Raw genomic sequence first — 20,071 nt, 5'->3', positions numbered from 1 at the left:
CGTTCCGTGGATTGAGACCCATCCGCGCCCGGCAGCGACGTGCCGACGAGGCTCAGTCAGCCTCGCCCGGCGTTGCAGCGACCTCGTCTTCCGCACTCTGTGCGTTCGAGGCGCGTGCCCGCTGCCGTTCGATGAGTCGGGCCGTATAGATGGAAATCTCGTAGAGAAGGATGGCCGGCAGTGCAAGGCCGATCTGGGAAACCGGATCCGGGGGCGTCAGCACGGCGGCTACCACGAAGGCGATGACGATCGCATATTTGCGCTTGTCGGCCAGCACCTTCGAATCGATGAAACCGGCGCGCACCAGCAGCGACGAGATGACCGGAAGCTGGAAGACGAGGCCGAACGCGAAGATCAGCGACATGATCAGGCTGAGATATTCGGAAACCTTCGGCAGAAGCTGGATCGACACCTGCCCCTCGCCACCGCCCTGCTCCATGGCGAGGAAGAACCACATGACCATGGGCGTGAAGAAGAAATAGACGAGTGCCGCACCGATGAGAAAGAGGATCGGCGAAGCGATCAGGAACGGCAGGAAGGCGGAACGTTCGTTCTTGTAGAGGCCGGGCGCGACGAACTTGTAGACCTGCTGTGCGATCACCGGAAAGGCGATGACAAAGGCGCCGAACATCGCGACCTTGATCTGCGTGAAGAAAAACTCCTGCGGCGCCGTGTAAATCAGCTCGACATTGCGATGCGTCAACCCTGCCCATTCCACCGCCCACTTGAAGGGCAGGACGAGCAGGTTGAAGAGCTGCTTGGCGAAATAGAAGCAGACCAGGAAGGCGACAAAAAACGCACCGACCGCCCAGAGCAGGCGCTGGCGCAGCTCGATCAGGTGCTCGATCAGCGGCTGGGGCTTGTCTTCGATATCGCCGCTCATGCCTCGTCCTTCTTGGTCTTCACTGTCTTGGACTTGGCGGAGGCCGCCTTCTTAGCCGCTGCAGCTTTTGCCGTCGGCTTGGCCGCAACCTTCGCCTCGGCTTCGGCCTTGGCAGGCGCCTTGCGCGGCTTAGCCGTCTTCGCGGCAGTGTCAGCGGATTTCTTCGCCGCTGTCTTTCTGGTCGGGCCCGCCTTGAGCGGAACAGCGGCCACCGGCTCGGTGGACGCAGGCTTTTGCGCTTCCGACGGTACGGCGACCGGAGCACTCGAAACACTATCGACCGGATTGGCCGCCGAACTCGAGGACGAAACCGAACTGGTCGTCTTCTGGAGATCAGCCTTGATGTCGTTGCCCATCTGGCGCAGCGGATTGACCGCGTCGCGGATGGTGTTCAGCGGGTTGAGCTTTTGCGCCTCGCCGATCGTCTTCTTGACGTCTTCGAGGTCGGCTTCGCGCAACGCCTCATCGAACTGCTGGCGGAAATCACTCGCCATGCCGCGCATCTTCGACATCATGCGGCCGAACGTGCGCAGCATCTGCGGCAGATCCTTGGGACCGACCACGATGATCAGAACGATGGCAATGACGAGTATTTCGGTCCAGCCGACATCAAGCATAGGGTCTTGTCCTCATGGACCGCGAACCACCGCTCGCGGCCTGCCAGGTCAATCCTGACCTGGCCAATCCAAATTCTACAGCGTCCTTTGTGCGTCACGAATGACGCACGGCGCTGTAATCCCGGTTACTTGACCTCGTCGGCCTTGTGGTCGACGGTTTTCGCCTTGTCGGCGGCAGCGGCTTCCTCGTCGGACATGCCCTTTTTGAAATTCTTGATGCCCTTGGCGACATCACCCATCAGTTCCGGAATCTTGCCGCGGCCGAACAGCAGCAGCACAACCACCAGAACGATCAGCCAATGCCAGATGCTGAAAGAACCCATTCCCGTAACTCCCTTTCGAATTCGAAACCCGATGTAAGACGTTCAGCCGTCTTTTACAAACACTAGTATGTCGCGCTGGTTAGCTGAAAGCGTGACATCGCGCAATCCGGCCGCCAATTGGTCCGCCCGAACACGCGCCCGCACCGGCCGCTCGCTGCCGGAGACCGCAAGCTCCAGCAATTCGACCACGCCAAGAAACCGCCGCGACAGAATGCGGGCCGGCACATCGCCACCGCTCTCGCTCACATGCAAGCCCGAAAGGCGCACAGCGACCCGGACCTTCTGCCCGTCATTGAAACGTTTGCCGTCGACATTGCCGAGTGGCGTCTCCACGCGGCCGCCGCGCACGTGCCCGGGAAACTCGTTGATTTCCGAAAAGAAGGCAGCGGCGAAGATGTCCTTGGGGTTGAGGTACAATTCCTCCGCCGTGCCGACCTGCACGAGCCGGCCATCCTTCAGAAGCGCAATGCGATCACCCATGCGCATTGCTTCCTCGGCGTCATGCGTGACGACGATGGCGCTGGCGCGTGACTGGCGCAGGATCGCCAGCGTATCGGCGCGGATCGAATCCTTGAGGCGTGAATCCAGACCGGAAAACGGCTCGTCCATCAGGAGAACCGACGGGCGCGGCGCCAGCGCCCGGGCAAGTGCCACGCGCTGTTGTTCGCCGCCGGACAGTACGTGCGGAAACTTTTGGGCATAATGCGCCAGGCCGACACGCTCCAGCGCGGCCTCAGCTTCCGCCTCGGCTTCCGCGCGCGGCAAGGCCGTCAGGCCGAAACGCACATTGTCGAGCACCGACATGTGCGGAAAGAGCGCAAAATCCTGAAACATCAGGCCGACGCCGCGTCGCTCCGGCGGCTGGAACATATCGGGACCGGCGATCTCGCGGTCGTTCAGGAGAACACGGCCGGCGGTCTGCGCCTCGATGCCGGCGGCAATGCGCAGCAGCGTGGTCTTGCCGGAGCCGGAGGGGCCAAGCAGACAGAGCACTTGCCCCGGTTCCGCCGTCAGCGAAATGCCGCGGATGGTTTCCTTGCCGTGATAGCTGTGGTGGATATCCTCGAAGGTCAGACGCGCCGCGAACGTGACCGCCGATGCCCGCCTCGTCTCGATACCGTTTGACGGCTCCGAAGCCATTTCCCGAAGTCTTTCCCTGCCGCCGGCACCTGAGCCGACCCTATAGTCCTGTCATAAAGCTTCGCCTATTCGTCCGCTTTTCCGCCCGGTGTCAAGAGACCGAGTTCTTCGAGATCGAGTGCGGTGATCGGGTCTTCATCGTCAGCAATCTCATCTTCACCAAGCGGCAGTGGCACCTGGAAGTTGGAGGGGATGCGGCCGGAAAGCAGGCCAGCGCCCTTCAATTCTTCGAGACCCGGCAGGTCGCGCAGTTCCTCGAGGCCGAAATGATCGAGGAAATCCCGTGTGGTACCGAAGGTTACGGGACGGCCCGGCGAGCGCCGGCGGCCGCGGAAGCGCACCCACCCCGCCTCCATCAAAACGTCCAGCGTCCCCTTGGAGGTCTGCACGCCGCGGATATCTTCGATCTCGGCACGGGTCACAGGTTGGTGATAGGCAATGATCGACAGCACTTCGAGCGCGGCACGCGACAATTTGCGCACCTCCGTCTCGTCGGTCCGAATGACAAAGGACAAATCCGGTGCTGTGCGGAACGCCCAGCTATCGTCGATCTGGATGAGATTGACGCCACGGCCGGCATAGAGACCCTTGAGCTCGCGCATCACATGCAGCACGTCCACACCGCGCGGCAGGCGCTCGGCAATATAGGTCTGCGAAACGAGCCCGGCCGAGGCGAAGATAAGCGCTTCCGCAATACGCGCCGCCTCATGCAGCCGGCGCGGATCGACGATCGTCCCGCTCTCCGCTTCATCATCCTCTTGTTCAGCCACGCTCAGTGCCCCCGTCGTCTTCGCCTTGCGGTTTCGGACCCTTGCGCAGGTAGATCGGTTGGAAGGCACCGTCCTGGCGCAATTCCAGCCGCCCTTCCCTGACGAGCTCCAGCGTTGCCGCAAAGGCGCTGGCGATTGCCGTCGTGCGCTCGGCCGGGTCCGTCAGGTAGCGCATCATGAAATGATCGAGTGCCGTCCAGTCGCCATCGAATTCGCCGAAGAGCAACTGAAGGATCTCACGCGCATCGGCGAGAGACCAGACACTGCGCCTCTCGATCGTAACCTGCGTGACCGCATGCCGCTGGCGCATCGACGCATAGGCGCTCAGGAGATCGTACAGCGAGGCCTCGAAGCCTGAGCGTCGCTCGGTCGGGATATGCTCCGGCATGCCCCGGGCAAAGATGTCGCGGCCGAGCCGATTTCGGTTGATTAGCTTGCTGGCAGCGTCGCGCATCGCCTCCAGGCGCTTGAGGCGGAAGGCCAGGCTCGCCGCCATTTCCTCGCCGGTCGGCCCGTCGTCTTTCGCCTGCTTGGGAAGCAGCAGGCGGGACTTGAGGTAGGCAAGCCATGCGGCCATGACGAGATAGTCGGCCGCGAGCTCGATACGGATTTTTCGCGCCCGGTCGATGAAGGCCAGGTACTGCTCGGTCAGCGCCAGCACCGAGATGCGGGTCAGGTCGACCTTTTGCGTGCGGGCAAGGTGCAGGAGAAGATCGAGCGGGCCTTCGAAGCCGGCCAGGTCGACGACGAGGCTTTCCTCGGAAAGACCCCGCCCCTCGGCCTCGTCCTGCCACAGGTCGTCCATCGGCGCATCCGCACCGCGACCCTTCTTCGGAGGCTTGCCGACCGTCACCTGCACGTCGCTCCTTTTGCGGAGCCCGTCAGGCAACCGCGATCATGGCGTTGAACTCTTCGCGCAGCGCCTGTTCGTCTGCCCCGTCCGGCGTCGGAAAGCCTGCGCGTACCGCGTTCGCCCGTCGCAGGCTGTCGCCGGCAAGCGGAGGAACGTTTTCTGTCACCGCAATCATTTCGTCCATGATGCCATGGCAATGCAACACCATGTCGAGGCCGGCGGCGATGATTCCCCGGCTTCTTGCGGCAATATCGCCCTTGAGGGCATTCATCGACACGTCATCGGACATCAGAAGCCCGTCGAAGCCGATATGGTCGCGGACAATTTCGCGCACGACCTTGGCCGACGTCGTCGCCGGATTATCGGCATCGATGGCGGTAAAGACGATATGGGCCGACATTGCCATCAGCTCGTCCTTCATGTGCCGGAAGGGAACGAAGTCGCACGCCTCAAGCTCTTCCCGGCTCGCATGCACGACCGGCAGGTCATGATGGGAATCGACCATGGTGCGGCCGTGGCCCGGCATGTGCTTCATGATCGGCAGTAGACCGCCGGCCTTCAGACCTTCGCCAGCCGCCTTGCCCATGACGGACACGATCTTGGGCTCCTGCCCGTAGGCGCGATTGCCGATGACGTCGTGCACACCCGGCACGGCGACATCGAGCACCGGCAGGCAATCCACATTGACGCCGAGACGCAGGAGATCGAAGGCATGCAGGCGCGACATCAGCCATGCGGCGCGCAGCCCCTTCTCCTCATCGGCCCGGTAGATGGCGCCAAGGGCCGCCGCGTTCGGGTACTGCTGGACATGTGGCGGCTTGATGCGCTGGACGCGCCCGCCCTCCTGGTCGATCAGCACCGGAATGTTCGTGTTGCCGCCGATACAGTCACGCATTTCCGCCGTCAGGTCCGCGACCTGCGCCGGTTCGCCGATGTTGCGGCCGAACAGGATGAAGCCCCAGGGCCGCTCGCTGCGGAAGAAGGCCTTTTCGTCGGCCGTGAGGCTCAGGCCCTTGCAGCCCGAAAGGAAGGATTTCGATTCGCTCATGTCAGCAATCTTAGAGGTTCGGTGGGGAAAGACGAAGGGCGTGTCATTGACGAATTTCTGCAAACGCCCCGTTGGAATCAAAGAGGCGCGGAACAGGTCCCGCGCCTCCGAAAATCAGGCTGTCAATCTCAGCGGGTGACGAGGCAGCTGCCGCCCGCACTCTTGTAGCGGCTGCAGAGCGAATTGGCTTCGTCACGCGAACCGGCAGGGATGCGAACGCGGAAGAAGGTGCCCTTGTTCGGGATTTCCGCCTTCTTGATATCCACGCCGCGGCCACCGATGACGCTGCCGAACTTCGAGGAGAGCGAATTGTAGCTCTTCTGCGCTTCCGCTTCCGAGGGCAGCGAAGCAATCTGGATCACGTAGCTGCCCGATGCGACAGCAGCGACCTGCGTCTGCTCTGCTGTCTGCTGGGTCTGGGTCGGCGTTGCCTCGGCAGTCTGCGTGTCCCTGACATTGCCGTTTTCGGTAACGGTGCCGACGACGGTGACTGGCTGGTCGATCGGACGGGTTACCGGAACCGGCGTGTTACCATCGGTCGAGGTGCTGGTGGCACCGATGGTCGTGGTCTTCACCGTGCGCACGGGCGCCGTGTCGTCGACCTCGGCATCGGCCGCTTCAGCAAGCGCCGAGCGCGGCTGGCCGTCCGTTGCGCCCTGTTCGTCGCGCAGGGAGGCATTGGCATCGAGTGTCGCATTCGTTGCTGCCTCACCCGAAGCCGTACCGGTTGTCCCGGTCGCCTTGGCGTCGATCTGTGCGGTCTCCGTTGCCGGCTCTGTCACGATCTCCTCGCGGGCGACCAGCGTGCCGTCCGGCTTGACGATCATGGTCTTGACCTTGCGCGGCGAAACGAGCGGCTTGTTGCCACCGTCCGTCGTCGCCGTGGCGGGCTCGTCGACGCCCGGCAGCACGCGGTTTTCGTTCTCAGCCGCGATAACCGCTTCAACGCCGTCTTCCGGTCCGTCGAACGGCAGTGTTTCGGGCGTCAGCGTGCGCTGTACCACGTCGACCGGCTCTTCCGTCGAGGTGACGAGCTGTTCTTGCTGCGGCGTGCTGGCATTGTCGCCGGCGACGCGATCGTAGACGGCCTTGTCCTGGTTCGGAACGGTCTTGCCGCCCTTTTCCTCGGGCACGACCTTGACCGGTTCCTTGTCGGCGAGAATGACGCGCGGCTCGCCGGAGCCGACAGAACCGCTGGTAAAGGCAGACCAGGCATAGACGCCGCCGCCACCGATAAGGACAAGGCCGGCAATCGAAGCGGCGATCAACAGGCCGCGACGCGGGCGGGCCGGTTCGTCATCATAGCCGTCACCGGAATAGAGCGGGCTGGCCTGGCCCGGATCGACCGGAATGGCCATGCGCTCCGGCTGGTTCAGCGAGCGGCGGAAATCCTCTTCCAGCGCGCGCTCGAAATCGTCGACATCGTTGATCTGCGCCGTTGGCTGGCTGTTGGAAGCAGCAGCTGCGACGGCAGCAACACCGGCCTGGCGGCTTTCGCCCTTCGCCTTGGCAGCCGGCTCGCTAAAGAGCTGCGCCATTTCCGCATCGATGTCGAAGTCGTAATCCGGCTGATAGACCGGCGGCTTCTCTTTCTCGATAACCGGCAGCTGCGGCACATCAACTTCCGTAACCGGCGAAACACCCTCGTCGGTGTCGGCGATCATGGAGGGATCGAACGGCAGCGCGCCGTCATTCGTCTCCACCGCAAGCGGCTGCGGTCTCGTATAGGTCGAGACCGGCACGGCGACAGCAGGCTCGCGGCGAACGGCCGCCTGCACTTCGACGGGTTTTACGACCTCTGCCTTCTTCTCCGGCACCTTGACCTCAGCCACGGCCACAACGGGCTTGGTCTCATGCTTCACCGGCTCGTCGTCGAGCGAAAAATCGGACAGGTCCAGGTCGATGTCGGAGAGATCGAACTCGATATTGTCGAGATCGATCTCCGGCTCGACAGCAGCAACCGGCAACGCGACCAGCTCACGGCGTGCTTCGACGACAGGCGCCTGAACGGTTTCGACGATCGGTTTCCTGACCGGCTCGACAATGGCAGTGGTGGCCTTTTCGACGACCGGGGGAATGATCGCCTTTTCAACGGCAGGTCCGCGATGTGCGACAGGTGTTGCACGACCGAAGATGGCAGAAATATTGGCGGGCGGATTGCGAGCCGATATTGCGACGGCCGCAACCGACGCGCTGGAAACCGCTGAACGGCTTTCCGGCACGGGATAACGCTCGATGTCGGCGAGCAGCGCATCATGATCGTAGCCCTGCCCCTTGGCCACGGACTCGACCTGGTAGTCGGGTTCCGGCGCAAAGGCGGGCTCTTCCGCCTGCCACTGGGTCTCGGCCTCGGCCACGACGCGGGCATGGTCTTCCCGCGTCTGATAGGGCATCGCCTCGACGAAGTGCGGCTCCTCGCGTTCGTAGACAGATTCGGCCTGGAACGGCTGCGCATCCCCGGCAACGGCGTTGTCCGCCGTCAAACCGTCGAACCGCGGCTCCACATGGCTTTCCACCACCTCGACAGCCATCGGCTCGACGAAGGACGCGTCCGCACCCTGTGCGTTGCCCTGGTCAGGCTCCACTGCGAAAAGTTCATCAGCAAAACCGTCGCCAATCGACAGCTCAAGCTCGCGTTCAAGGGCGAGACCGACATCATCGAGCAGGCTCTCGTCCGTGGATACCGGCTGAAGCCCCAAAAACGCCGGCTGAACGGCATCGGTCTGCGCGGGCGTGTAGGTCTCAAGCACCGGCTCATTACGGGCAGGTTCTTCAAAGCGCGGCTCGAACCGTTCGGCAAACACCTGACCGGCATGCGGCGTCGACTTGGCATCGACGGAAGGTACATCGTGCAGAACCGCTTCCAGCTCATCGGCAAGCAACAGGGCCGGATCTGCCTCCAGCTCTGCGTCGTCCCGCTGCGCATCGACGCCCCCCTCTTCAGACGAGGCAATGTCATCCGCGAAAACGGGCTCAGGACGCTCTTCGAATGCAGGCTCCTGGCGAGCAGCATGATGGGCCGGAAGGTCACGCGACGGTGCATCGTCCAGCTGGACGTCGTGGCTTTCGACAACCGGAGCCGGCTCGTCAAAAACCGGTTCGATATGGCGAGGCGTCACCTTCTCGGCCACGACCGGCTCGACAGCGCCGCGGATCGGCATGTCGAACTGCTCGAAAGCCCGCATGAGCTCGTCCTCGAGGGCGAGGACGGGGTTCTCATAGCGCGGCGCCGCCTGGGCAGCATCGGAATGGGACTTGCTGACGCCCTGGACCGGGCGCGGCTCGAAATTGACGAGACGGGCAAGCTCGCTCAACGGATCATCATCTGCCAAGAGATCCGTATCAGCGGTTCCGCTTCGTGCGAAGTTCTTGTCTGCCATAATGCTTCCCACTCAAAAGCTACCAAAACGCGTCTGCCAGCTTATTGTGGGTAAATGGTGACGTTATCGCATTTCGTCCGGTGCAGCGGTGCCTGTAATGGACAGGCCCGATTTAAGAACAGACGCGACAGCGTGCACCAGCCCAAGTCTGGCGATACTCAATTCTCTATTTTTATCGTTAACAAACCGTAATTCCGGTTGTTCTTTACCTTTGTTCCAGTGTCCATGGAACGCGCCGGCAAGATCATAGAGATAAAACGCGATGCGATGAGGCTCCTGCGCGGCCGCTGCACCCTCGATGACACGGGGAAATTCTGCCAGTTTCGCAAGAAGCTGCAATTCGCTCGGATCAGCGATATTCCCGGCAATCGCGCCGGCAAGATCAAGCGAGGCGATGTCGAGATCCGGAAAAGCCTCCGCCGCCTGGCGGAATACCGACATGCAGCGCGCATGGGCGTATTGCACGTAGAAGACCGGATTGTCCTTGGACTGTTCCGTCACCTTGGCGAAGTCGAAGTCGAGCGGCTCGCTGTTCTTGCGATACAGCATCATGAAACGAACCGAATCACGACCGACTTCATCGACGACTTCCCGCAACGTGACGAAGTCGCCGGAGCGCTTCGACATCTTCACCGGCTCGCCGTTGCGAAACAGCTTTACCAGCTGGCAAAGCAGGACGGTCAGCTTTGCCTTACCCTCCGAAACCGCACGCGCAACCGCCTCCAGACGCTTGACGTAACCGCCATGGTCGGCGCCGAGCACATAGATCATCTCGTCGAAACCGCGGTCGTACTTGTCCTTGAAGTAGGCGACGTCCGCAGCGAAGTACGTGTAGGAGCCGTCAGACTTGATCAGCGGGCGGTCGATGTCGTCACCGACTTCCGTCGAGCGGAACAGTGTCTGCTCGCGGTCTTCCCAATCCTCCGGGAGCTGGCCCTTCGGCGGCGGCAGCACGCCCTTGTAGACGTGGCCCTTGAAGGTGAGGTCGTTGATCGCGGTGCGGATGGACGCACCGTTTCCGGCATGCAGCGAGCGCTCGGAGAAGAAGACGTCGTGGTTGACGTTGAGGGCGGCAAGATCCTCCCGGATCATCGCCATCATCATCTCGATCGTCTTCTCCTTGACGATCGGCATCCATTGATGTTCCGGCATGGCGCGCAGCGTCGTGCCGTGTTCGGCCGCCAGCACCTCACCGACGGGAACCAGATAGTCGCCGGGATAGAGGCCCGCCGGAATGTCGCCGATCGCCTCGCCCAGTGCCTCGCGGTAACGCAGGAAGGCCGAGCGTGCCAGCACGTCGATCTGCGAGCCGGCATCGTTGATGTAATATTCCTTTGTCACCGCATAGCCGGCGAAGGCGAGCAGGTTGGCCAGCGCGTCGCCGACCACGGCGCCACGGCAATGGCCGACATGCATCGGGCCCGTCGGGTTGGCGGAGACATATTCGACATTGACCTTGCGGCCGGCCCCGAGGTAGCTGCGGCCGTAGTCCGTGCCGGACTTGATCATGCCGGCAAGCAGATTCTGCCAGTAGGCGACGGACAGGCGCACATTGATGAAGCCGGGGCCGGCGACGCTGACATCCGCCACTTCCGGGTCGTTTTTCAGTTCCGTGACGATGAGATCTGCAAGCGCGCGCGGATTGAGGCCGAGGGGCTTGGCAAGCACCATCGCGGCATTGGTTGCAACGTCGCCATGGCTGGTATCGCGCGGCGGCTCGACGCTGATACGGCCGAAATCGAGTTCGGCGCGCTTCTCACGGACGATATCAAGTCCTTCGAGTACGTTTTTGATTCTGTTATCGAAGTCTGTAAAAAGGTTCATCTCATCCATCCGCACGCAGCGGCCCGTTCCGGACCTTTTCTGCGAAGAAGTTCAGGTGGCGGCTGACTACCGCAATTCCGGGGTATGGTCAAACAGACGGCGATGGGTGTTGATCGCGTAGTTGTCGGTCATCCCCGCCAGATAGTCGCCGACATGGCGGGCTCTCGCCGATTCCGGCATGGTCGCGATGCGGTCCACCCAATAGTGCCCCTGCATGAGTTGCGGGTCGTCCATATAGGCATGGAAAAGGTCCGTCAGGATCGACGCCGCGTTGGCGCGCACGCGCATGACATCCGGATGGCGGTAGATGCGCGAGAAAAGCAGCTTCTTGATCTGCTTGTCGGTTATGGACATCCCTTCCGAGAAGGTCGCGAGGCACCGGCGCGCCTTGCGAACGTCCTCGGCGCTTTCCGGCCGTTCCTCACGGATCGCCTCCTGCGCATAGCCGATCACATCCTCCACCATGGCGGTGATCTGGCGGCGCATGATCTCGTGGGTGAAGCGCGAAGCTTCGAGGCCGGGATATTTGTGGCGCACGTCCGCCATGAGCTTGGCGAGGAACGGCACCTCTTCCAGCATCTCGAACGTTAGATAACCGGAGCGCAGGCCGTCATCGATGTCATGGGTGTTGTAGGCAATATCATCGGCAATCGCCGCCACCTGCGCTTCTAGACTGGCGAAACTTGCCAGCTCCAGATCGTGCAGGGCGCAGTATTCCAGGATGGGACGCGGCACGTCGTCGCCATGCGTGCATTCGCCCGTCGGCCCGATCAGCGGACCATTGTGCTTGACGAGCCCTTCCAGGCTTTCCCAGGTGAGGTTCAGCCCATCGAACTCGGCATAGCGCCGCTCCAGCTTGGTGACGATGCGCAGTGACTGGGCATTGTGGTCGAAGCCACCAAAGGGTTCGAGAACCTCGTGCAGCGCGTCCTCGCCCGTATGGCCGAACGGCGTGTGACCGAAATCGTGCACCAGCGCGACACCCTCGGCGAGGTCCTCGTCGAGCTTCAGCGCGCGCGCCAAAGCACGGGCGATCTGCGCCACCTCGATCGTATGGGTGAGCCGCGTGCGATAATGATCGCCGTCGGCGGCGATGAAGACCTGTGTCTTGTGCTTGAGACGCCGGAAGGCGGTCGTGTGCACGATGCGGTCGCGGTCGCGCTGGAAGTCCGATCGCGTCGGACTTTCCGGTTCCGGATGGAGCCGGCCACGGGTCGCCCAGGGATCGCAAGCATAGATGGCGCGTTGTCCTGCACCAAAACCCAGCGCATGTCTGTCCAGTGTCATTCGTCACCTGCATTCACGCCGCCCATTGACGCGGCCTCAATGCCTTCATACCTATAGTGTGCACAGCGGCAAGTCCGGCTGCAAGGCATGCTTGAAAAACCAGTCTTTTCAGGGATTTGTTTTCAAGGCCTCGCAACGGGCCCGGCCTTCGGCGACACAGTTGCCGGCTGTAACAGACAGGCGATTCTCTCCGGATCTTGACCCCGGCAGGAGGCAGACATGACCGATAAATCCGTAACCATCTCCGACGCCGCCGCAAGGCGCATCGCGTCGATCCTCAGTTCGTCACCGGAAAAGCAGGCCCTTCGCGTCTCCGTGGAAGGTGGCGGCTGTTCCGGCTTCTCCTATAAATTCGACCTCGTCGAGGACCAGCAGGATGACGATCTGGTGCTTCAACGCGACAGTGCCAAGGTACTGATCGACCAGCTCTCCCTCGTCTACATGGACGGGTCCGAGATCGACTTCATCGACAACCTTCTTGGCCAGTCGTTCCAGATCCGGAATCCGAATGCCGTCGCCAGCTGCGGCTGTGGCACCAGCTTCTCGATCTGACAATACCCAACCGAAACGAGACCCGCATGCCGATCAAGATTGCCACCTGGAACATCAACGGCGTGCGGGCGCGCATCGAAAATCTCGTCGCTTGGCTCAAGGAGTCCAATCCCGACATCGTTGCCTTGCAGGAAATCAAGTCGGTCGACGAAGCCTTTCCGCGTGCTGATATCGAGGCGCTCGGCTACCATGTCGAGACGCACGGCCAGAAAGGCTTCAACGGTGTCGCCCTTCTCTCGAAAATCCGGCCGGATGAAGTGAACCGCGGCCTGCCCGGCGGTGACGGCGACGAACAGGCGCGTTTTATCGAGGGCGTGTTTTCCGTAGAGGGTGGCGTGGTGCGCGTCTGCTCGATCTACCTGCCGAACGGCAACCCCGCGGACGACCCGGTCAAATACCCCTACAAGCTTTCCTGGATGGATCGCCTCATTGCTTTTGCCGAAGACCGGCTGGCTCTCGAAGAGCCACTGGTGCTTGCCGGCGACTACAATGTCATTCCGGAACCGCACGATTGCTGGGACGTGAAGGTCTGGCAAAGGGATGCGCTCTACCTGCCGCCGACCCGACAGGCTTTTCGCCGTCTCGAAAACCTCGGCCTGCTGGACGCTGTCCGGGCCTCGACCGACGCCGTGCCGCATTATACGTTCTGGGATTATCAGGCCGGCTGTTGGCCGAAGAATTTCGGCATCCGCATCGACCACCTCATGCTCTCGGCCGAAGCGTCGGACCGTCTCGTCTCGACGGCCGTCGAAAAGCACGTGCGCAACTGGGAAAAGCCATCCGACCATGTGCCGGTGGTGGCCATATTCGACTACGCCGCCTGACAGCGTACGAAAATCAGCTCGATTTTTTCTGAGAACTACTCTTCCGGATTGAACCGGATGCTCTCCGCAAGCGCCATGCCCTTGCGGCGGTCTTCTTCGCTTGCAACGGAAAACGCTTCTTCCTGCGTCGCCTGAAGCCAGCCACAGTCCTTCGGTGGGCAATGGTCGAGCGCTGCAGTCATGAATGCAAGACCGCGAGTGGTCTGGCCTTCTTGAAAGAGGATGTTGCCGAAAAGACCCATGGCGCCGGCGTGGCCGTTGTTGCGGGCGCGGTTCAGCCATTTCTTGGCCTGATGCACGCTGACCGAGCCACCCTCGCCCGTCAGCATCATGCGGCCGAGCTGGAACTGCGCTTCCGGAATACCGAAGGCGGACGCCGCCTGGAAATAGAGCTGCCGGGCCTGCGTCATGTCGATCTTGACGGGGCTGTCGGGAATGCCGCGGCGGTAGTAGCTGGCAAGCGCAATCAGCGCATTGGCGAAATAACCGGTGTCTTCCGAACCCGGTTCCACGCCGGCCTGGGCGATCTCGCTATACATCTTGAAGGCTTCGAGGTCGTTTTCCGCCACACCGTCGCCATCGGCATACATGTTGGCAAGCGCCCAACGCGAGCCCGTATGGCCCTTTTCCGCTGCGTAGCGATAGGCCTCGACGGCTTCGGTCTTGCGCCCCTCCTTGTAGGAGAAGAAGCCGAACTTGAAGAGATCGAAGGGTCCGCTTTCCTTGCTGACGCCGGATTGAGGATCAAATGCGAGGGCCTGCGACGCTCCGAAGGAGAGCGAGAGGCAAAGACCCATTACCAGTACTTTCATCGGCATCAACTCGGACTTGGGCATCACTTCAACAATTCCGCGCCGCGCTTTGGTCGCTGCGCCAAACCGGGACTGCACGGGTCTCGTGCATGTTTCCGGCAACTCCGGCGGCAATGACATCGGCTGGCTCATCGTTTCCTTGGGCGCGGTCTCACGCGTCTACATGTCTCTATCGCTGCGCCCCGTTTGTGGCGGGAAATGGACATTTCGTCGCTTGCCTAGGGGTGTAGCAAACTCTGGAAAAAAATGTGTTGCGATTCCGTCACATGTTTTCGCGCGGCGCTGTGATTTCCACACCGGACACGCCGCGCAGAAAGAAAACGTTAACCAAGAAAAAAGGCCCGGTGGTGACACCGGGCCTGATTCTCGTTGTTCGCTGGTCCGCCGGTCAGAATTTGACCTTGAGCGACGTCGAGATTGCGGCGAAGTAGTCCGTGCCGAAATCGTATTCGATGTTTCCACCAACGGGCACACCGTCCACGACCTGGGGACCGGAACTGCCGCTCGTCATCAGGCCGAGAGCACCGGAAAGGCGCAGCTCGATGTTCTCATTCACGTTGTAGGAGACCCCGGAGCCGAGAGCCCAGGTATCCGTCTGGTTGCCGTAACCATGGCTGGTGCCACGGTCCCAGGTCAGGCTGACAGCGCCGCTCAGCTTTTCGTTGAACTTGTGGCCAACGCCGCCGGACACCGTCCAGCCGTCGCGATAGAGCAGATCGAGCGAAGTGGGCACGTTGCGCGGGTCCGTCGGATCCTTCGCCGTAACCTTGATGATCTGCAGCTGGCTCCAGTCCGTCCACTTGACGGAACCGAAGACGAGCCAATCCGGCGCCACGCCCGTCTGGAACTTCAGTTCCAGCGAATCCGGCATCGAGGCAAAGCTCTCGACGTCGTACAGCGTACCGGGAACAAAACCACCGCCGGGCACCGGCAGCACGGTGTTGCGAAGGTCGATCGTGCCGTCGAGGTTATCGAGGTCGACCGCGCTGTTGTAAACCAGGCTCACGCGCAGGGCGTAATCCGGAATTTCGTAGGCGATGCCCGTGCGCCAGCCCCAGCCGCTGCCTTCCAGGTCGAGCCGACCCTTGCCGCTCAAAGGAATACCGGTACCGGTCAAGTCAGCGACGAGACGCTCCTTGAAGCCGCCGACTTCCTGATAGAAGCCGCCGCCGATAAGTCGCAGCTGGCCTTGCCCCACATCCCACTTGTAGGAGCAGGTCGCGGCGTAGTTGTCGCTCTCGATCTTGGTTTCGATATTGTCGTTTGCGCCGGCCCAGTTTTCACCCGGATTGGTGTGGGCGCCCCAAGGCTGCGAATAGTCAGCCATGCAGTCGACGCCTTCGAAGATCTTCGCCTTCACACCGAGGCGGGGGACCCAATAGCTTTCCGTATCACGGATGCCATCATTCGGCCGGCTGTTCAGGTCGCCGTTGAACGGGTTGATGTCAACGACATTGTTGAGGTCACGCTGCGGTGCGACATACGTCGCTGCCGCCTCTGCGGCATAATCGGAAGGATCGAACAACAGATCGATGTTGTAGCCGCCGCGCTCAAGGCCGCCGGCATAGGCTGAGGTTGCTGCCAGCAGGCTAGCCGCCGCCACAATCCCCGCACCAATATTTCTTTTACGCATACAGTCCTCCCCTGCAAAAGTTCCGCGCCGCGACAGCTGCCTCCGTCCCGCGCTTCTCCGGTTATGACTATCGAAGAGGAGCGTCGGCTTGGCAAACCCCAGTTTTAGCCCCTGATTTCCAAGGGGTATTCAAAAAATTACGTAAGATTTTTCTGAAGACCCTCACTACATGCCTCGCTCGGAATATTTTTCCGCGAAATGGCAACGTTTCCCAATTTTGGAGGTCAATTTTTCGTGCATGCGGCACCATGTCACATTTTGACCACAGTCGGCAATTTGCCAGCCGACCGACGAATAAAAAACCGCGCCGGAGGCTCCGGCGCGGTTTTCAGGTGGAATACATCTGTTTGGTTGAGAATCAGCCGGCTTCACTCACGCGGGCGAGCGCCACGGCAAGGCTTGCGAGTTGCTGCTCGAGTTCGGTGAAGCGTTCGCGCTCCGCCTCGACGACCTCCGGCTTTGCATTGGCCACGAACTTTTCGTTCGACAGCTTGCTCTCAATGCGCGCGGCCTCCGCCTTTGCCTTGTCGACTGCCTTTTCGAGACGGGCCTTTTCTGCGGCCAGGTCGATCAGACTGCCGAGCGGCAGGCAGGCTGTCGCTTCGCTGACGACGATCTGCGCAGCTCCCTTCGGCGCCGTTTCCTCAAGGCTGATTTCCGACACGCGGGCGAGACGGCGGATAGCCGAACCGTGCGTTTCGAGGCGCGCCTTCGTCAATGCATTGGTCCCGACCATGACGAGCGGCGCCGTCGCGCTCGGTGGCACGTTCATTTCGGACCGAACCGAGCGGATGCCGGAGACAAGATCGATCAGCCAGTTGATTTCGTCGGCGGCCGCGTCGTCGGCATAGGCCGGCGACGGCCATTCGGCATGGCAGATCAGGTTTTCGCGCGATTTGCCCTCGCCAGCCGTATGCGCCCAGAGTTCTTCCGTCATGAACGGCATGAACGGGTGGAGAAGCTTGTAAATCTCCTCCAGAACATAGGCTGCGCAGGCCTGCGATTCCGCCTTGGCCGCCTCGTCCTCACCGATGAAGACCGGCTTCAGCAGTTCGAGATACCAGTCGCAGAACTGATTCCAGATAAAGCGGTAGAGCGTGCTCGCCGCATCGTTGAAGCGATAGGTCTCGATTGCCTCGGTAACGTCACGCGCCGTGCGGGCGAGTTCCGTCAGGATCCAGCGGTTGATCGTCAGCGAGGCCGCTTCCGGCACGAACTTCGGATCGGTCTTCACCCCGTTCATTTCGGCAAAGCGCGTGGCGTTCCACAGCTTGGTGCCGAAATTCCGGTAGCCGGCAATACGTGCCGGGTCGAGCTTCACGTCGCGGCCCTGCGCGGCCATGATGGCCAGCGTGAAACGCAACGCATCCGCACCGTATTCGTCGATCAGTTCGAGCGGATCGATGACGTTGCCCTTCGACTTCGACATCTTCTGCCCGTTCTTGTCGCGCACCAGGGCGTGGACATAGACGGTATGGAACGGCTCGATCGGGTTGCCGAACTCATCCTTCATGAGGTGCATGCCCATCATCATCATGCGGGCGACCCAGAAAAAGATGATGTCGAAACCGGTGACCAGGACGTCGGTCTGGTAGTATTTTTCCAGCTCCGGCGTCTTTTCCGGCCAGCCGAGCGTCGAGAACGGCCAGAGCGCGGAAGAGAACCACGTGTCGAGCACGTCCTCGTCGCGCGTCAGGATGTCGCCCGGCGCGAAGTTTTCCAGCTTCTCCTCGACCCAGGCCTTCCACGGGCCTTCATGGGCGATGTAGTGCTGGATGGCCGCGTGCAGCGCCTCTTCCTCGGTCTTCTCAACGAAGACCTGACCATCCGGGCCGTACCACGCCGGAATCTGGTGTCCCCACCAGAGCTGGCGCGAGATGGTCCACGGCTGGATGTTTTCCATCCACTCAAAATAGGTCTTTTCCCAGTTCTTGGGCACGAACTTGGTGCGGCCTTCGCGCACCGAGGCGATCGCCGGCTTCGCCAGCGTCTTGGCATCAACATACCATTGTTCGGTCAGGCGCGGCTCGATCGGAACGCCACCGCGGTCGCCATGCGGCACGGTGTGCTTGTGCGGCTCGACCTTGTCGAGGAAACCGCCCTCTTCGAAGACAGTCACGATCAGCTTGCGGGCCTCGAAACGATCCATGCCGTCGAGCTGGTCCCAGAGGCCGAGTTGCATCGCGTTCGGCTCGAGGCCTTCGAGAAAGTCCTCGTTTTCCTTGATCGTGATCTTGGCGTCGATCGTCAGCACGTTGACCTGGCGCAAACCGTGACGCTTGCCGACGTCGAAATCGTTGAAATCGTGCGCCGGCGTCATCTTGACCGCGCCGGTGCCGGCCGTCGGATCCGGATATTCGTCCGCGACGATCGGGATCTTGCGGCCGACGATTGGCAGGATGACGTGTTTGCCGACGATCGACGTATAGCGCTCGTCCTCCGGGCTCACGGCAATGCCGGTATCGCCGAGCATGGTTTCAGGGCGGGTCGTCGCAACGACGAGATAGTCGCGGGTCTCGAACTCGGTCGGTGTGCCGTCCTCGTCAAAGGCGACAGGATGCTGATAGGTGACGCCCGGCTCCAGCGGATAGCGCAGGTGCCAGAGGTTGCCGTTCGTCTCGATCTGCTCGACTTCAAGGTCCGAGATCGCCGTCAGGAGCTTCGGATCCCAGTTGACGAGGCGCATGTCCTTGTAGATCAGGCCTTCCTTGTAGAGCGAGACGAAGACTTCGAGGACGGCCTCAGACAGGCCCTCGTCCATGGTGAAGCGTTCGCGCGACCAGTCGCAGGAGGCGCCAAGGCGCTTCAACTGGTTGAAGATCAGACCGCCCGATTCCGCCTTCCACTCCCAGACCTTCTCGATGAAGGCCTCGCGGCCCATCTCGCGCCGGCCGGGCAGCTTTTCGGCGGCCAGCTTGCGCTCGACGACCATCTGGGTCGCGATGCCGGCATGGTCCATGCCCGGCTGCCACAGCACGTCCTTGCCGCGCATGCGCTCGAAGCGGACCATGATGTCCTGCAGCGTGTTGTTGAGCGCATGCCCCATGTGCAGCGAGCCGGTGACGTTCGGCGGCGGGATCACGATGGAGAAGGTCTCGGCGCCCGGCTTTGCGCCCTCGCCCGCACGGAATGCGTCCGCATCTTCCCACGCCTTGGCAATTCGCGGCTCGACCGCTGCGGAATCATAATTTTTTTCAAGCATTTTCGTCCGAAGCCTGCTGTTTGTCGTGGATTCTCTAAACCGGATGGCCGGCGTGAAGTCAACAATATCAGAGAAAAGCCGCGCCGGGGGGCCGGCGCGGCTCAAACCATAATTTGATTAAGGAATGGCGACGTCGGTCAGCGGCGCGGGCCGCGGGCCACGCGCTCGATCTCCTCGCGCACCAGCCGCTCGACGAGCGTCGGCAGGTTGTCTTCGAGCCAGTCCTGCAGCATCGGGCGCAACATTTCCTCGGCGATCTCGTCGAAGGAGCGGCGCGGGCCGGCATCGATTGCCTCAGCCAGCGCGCCGAACGACTGTGCGACCCGCTCGCCGACGGCCGGCGAAACGAGGGTCGCGATGTCGCGGACCACGGCGGCCGGCTCGGCGACGCGGACCTCTTCCTGCTGGACCGGCTCGACAAACGGGCGTGCTGCCTCGAACGTTTCCACAACGGGCTCGATTTTCTCAACCGGATCGGCCACGGGCTGGAAACGATTGGCCGTCGCCGCCATGCGCGCGGCTACCAACGGGCTTTCCCCGCTCGCGGCAACCTCCAGCGACTCGGTCATGACGGGCTCGCGCTCCATTGGCTCGCGGTTCGCAGCAATGTGGCGTTCCGACGCCGCCCGGACGCGCGCGGCAACATCGGCCAGCGAGAGTGCCGGCTGCCCGCTCGACAGGGAGTCCGTTCGCTGGATTGGCTGAACTCCCGCGGAGCGATGTTCTTCCGCGTGGAACCGCTCGACGACAGATGGGTGATCCAGCAGGTTGGAATGGCTCTCGGTCGTAATGTCGAACCCCTCGTCATCCTGCGCATCAACGCTGAGGTCTGTCTGGGCTTCGTTGTTTTCGATGATCTTGCGAATGGACGCCAGGATTTCATCCATGGACGGTTCACGCGCTACATTTGGCTGAGCCATTTC

At 61.8% G+C, this 20,071-nt stretch carries 16 protein-coding genes; 2 read left to right on the top strand and 14 right to left on the bottom strand.

Going from position 1 to position 20,071, the window contains the following annotated elements:
• Positions 1-52: 52 nt before the first annotated feature.
• From tatC to AC1RT2_RS05495, 10 genes are all read right to left on the bottom strand, one after another.
• A complete protein-coding gene (gene tatC, locus AC1RT2_RS05540) occupies positions 53-883 on the bottom strand; it encodes a twin-arginine translocase subunit TatC (RefSeq protein WP_069058657.1) in 831 nt (276 codons plus the stop codon).
• A complete protein-coding gene (gene tatB / locus AC1RT2_RS05535; RefSeq protein ID WP_493100137.1) occupies positions 880-1,500 on the bottom strand; it encodes a Sec-independent protein translocase protein TatB in 621 nt (206 codons plus the stop codon). Before tatB ends, tatC begins: the two co-directional genes overlap by 4 nt.
• 125 nt (positions 1,501-1,625) lie before the next feature.
• Positions 1,626-1,823 carry a twin-arginine translocase TatA/TatE family subunit gene (locus AC1RT2_RS05530; RefSeq protein ID WP_023511864.1) on the bottom strand — a complete coding sequence of 66 codons (198 nt, stop codon included), beginning with the start codon at positions 1,821-1,823 and terminating at the stop codon, positions 1,626-1,628.
• A 42-nt stretch (positions 1,824-1,865) separates the two neighbouring features.
• The gene (locus AC1RT2_RS05525; protein WP_493100135.1) at positions 1,866-2,963 is read right to left on the bottom strand and encodes an ABC transporter ATP-binding protein; all 1,098 of its coding nucleotides are present in this window, start codon (positions 2,961-2,963) and stop codon (positions 1,866-1,868) included.
• Between the two features lie 65 nt (positions 2,964-3,028).
• Positions 3,029-3,733 (bottom strand): SMC-Scp complex subunit ScpB, encoded by a 705-nt coding sequence (gene scpB, locus AC1RT2_RS05520; protein ID WP_493100133.1) that lies wholly within the window; start codon positions 3,731-3,733, stop codon positions 3,029-3,031.
• Positions 3,726-4,538: a segregation and condensation protein A gene (locus tag AC1RT2_RS05515; RefSeq protein WP_069061384.1), complete on the bottom strand. Its 813-nt coding sequence runs from the start codon at positions 4,536-4,538 to the stop codon at positions 3,726-3,728. Before AC1RT2_RS05515 ends, scpB begins: the two co-directional genes overlap by 8 nt.
• 76 nt (positions 4,539-4,614) lie before the next feature.
• Positions 4,615-5,634 carry a beta-N-acetylhexosaminidase gene (nagZ, locus tag AC1RT2_RS05510; RefSeq protein ID WP_493100131.1) on the bottom strand — a complete coding sequence of 340 codons (1,020 nt, stop codon included), beginning with the start codon at positions 5,632-5,634 and terminating at the stop codon, positions 4,615-4,617.
• 128 nt (positions 5,635-5,762) lie between these two features.
• Positions 5,763-9,014, bottom strand: coding sequence for an SPOR domain-containing protein (locus AC1RT2_RS05505; protein WP_493100129.1), 3,252 nt, complete (start codon positions 9,012-9,014; stop codon positions 5,763-5,765).
• A 63-nt stretch (positions 9,015-9,077) separates the two neighbouring features.
• Positions 9,078-10,838, bottom strand: coding sequence for an arginine--tRNA ligase (argS, locus tag AC1RT2_RS05500; RefSeq protein ID WP_493100127.1), 1,761 nt, complete (start codon positions 10,836-10,838; stop codon positions 9,078-9,080).
• 66 nt (positions 10,839-10,904) lie between these two features.
• The gene (locus tag AC1RT2_RS05495; RefSeq protein WP_493100125.1) at positions 10,905-12,125 is read right to left on the bottom strand and encodes a deoxyguanosinetriphosphate triphosphohydrolase; all 1,221 of its coding nucleotides are present in this window, start codon (positions 12,123-12,125) and stop codon (positions 10,905-10,907) included.
• Positions 12,126-12,344: 219 nt separating this feature from the next.
• Here AC1RT2_RS05495 and erpA point away from each other — a divergent pair, with 219 nt between their 5' ends.
• Both erpA and xth read left to right on the top strand, forming a co-directional pair.
• Positions 12,345-12,677 (top strand): iron-sulfur cluster insertion protein ErpA, encoded by a 333-nt coding sequence (erpA, locus tag AC1RT2_RS05490; protein WP_493100123.1) that lies wholly within the window; start codon positions 12,345-12,347, stop codon positions 12,675-12,677.
• 32 nt (positions 12,678-12,709) lie between these two features.
• Positions 12,710-13,501: an exodeoxyribonuclease III gene (gene xth, locus AC1RT2_RS05485; protein ID WP_069061382.1), complete on the top strand. Its 792-nt coding sequence runs from the start codon at positions 12,710-12,712 to the stop codon at positions 13,499-13,501.
• A gap of 35 nt (positions 13,502-13,536) precedes the next feature.
• Here the strand turns inward: xth and exoR are convergent, their stop codons facing one another.
• From exoR to AC1RT2_RS05465, 4 genes are all read right to left on the bottom strand, one after another.
• Positions 13,537-14,337 carry an exopolysaccharide production regulator ExoR gene (gene exoR / locus AC1RT2_RS05480; protein WP_069058649.1) on the bottom strand — a complete coding sequence of 267 codons (801 nt, stop codon included), beginning with the start codon at positions 14,335-14,337 and terminating at the stop codon, positions 13,537-13,539.
• A 364-nt stretch (positions 14,338-14,701) separates the two neighbouring features.
• Entirely contained in the window at positions 14,702-15,946 is a 1,245-nt protein-coding gene (locus tag AC1RT2_RS05475) for an outer membrane protein transport protein (RefSeq protein ID WP_493100120.1), read from the bottom strand.
• A 358-nt stretch (positions 15,947-16,304) separates the two neighbouring features.
• Positions 16,305-19,148: a valine--tRNA ligase gene (locus AC1RT2_RS05470; protein WP_493100118.1), complete on the bottom strand. Its 2,844-nt coding sequence runs from the start codon at positions 19,146-19,148 to the stop codon at positions 16,305-16,307.
• 137 nt (positions 19,149-19,285) lie between these two features.
• Positions 19,286-20,068 carry a PopZ family protein gene (locus AC1RT2_RS05465; RefSeq protein WP_493100116.1) on the bottom strand — a complete coding sequence of 261 codons (783 nt, stop codon included), beginning with the start codon at positions 20,066-20,068 and terminating at the stop codon, positions 19,286-19,288.
• Between the last annotated feature and the right edge of the window lie 3 nt (positions 20,069-20,071).

The organism is Shinella sp. GW821-FHT11G07, from assembly GCF_058808115.1.
This window is presented reverse-complemented; position numbering and strand designations above follow the sequence as displayed.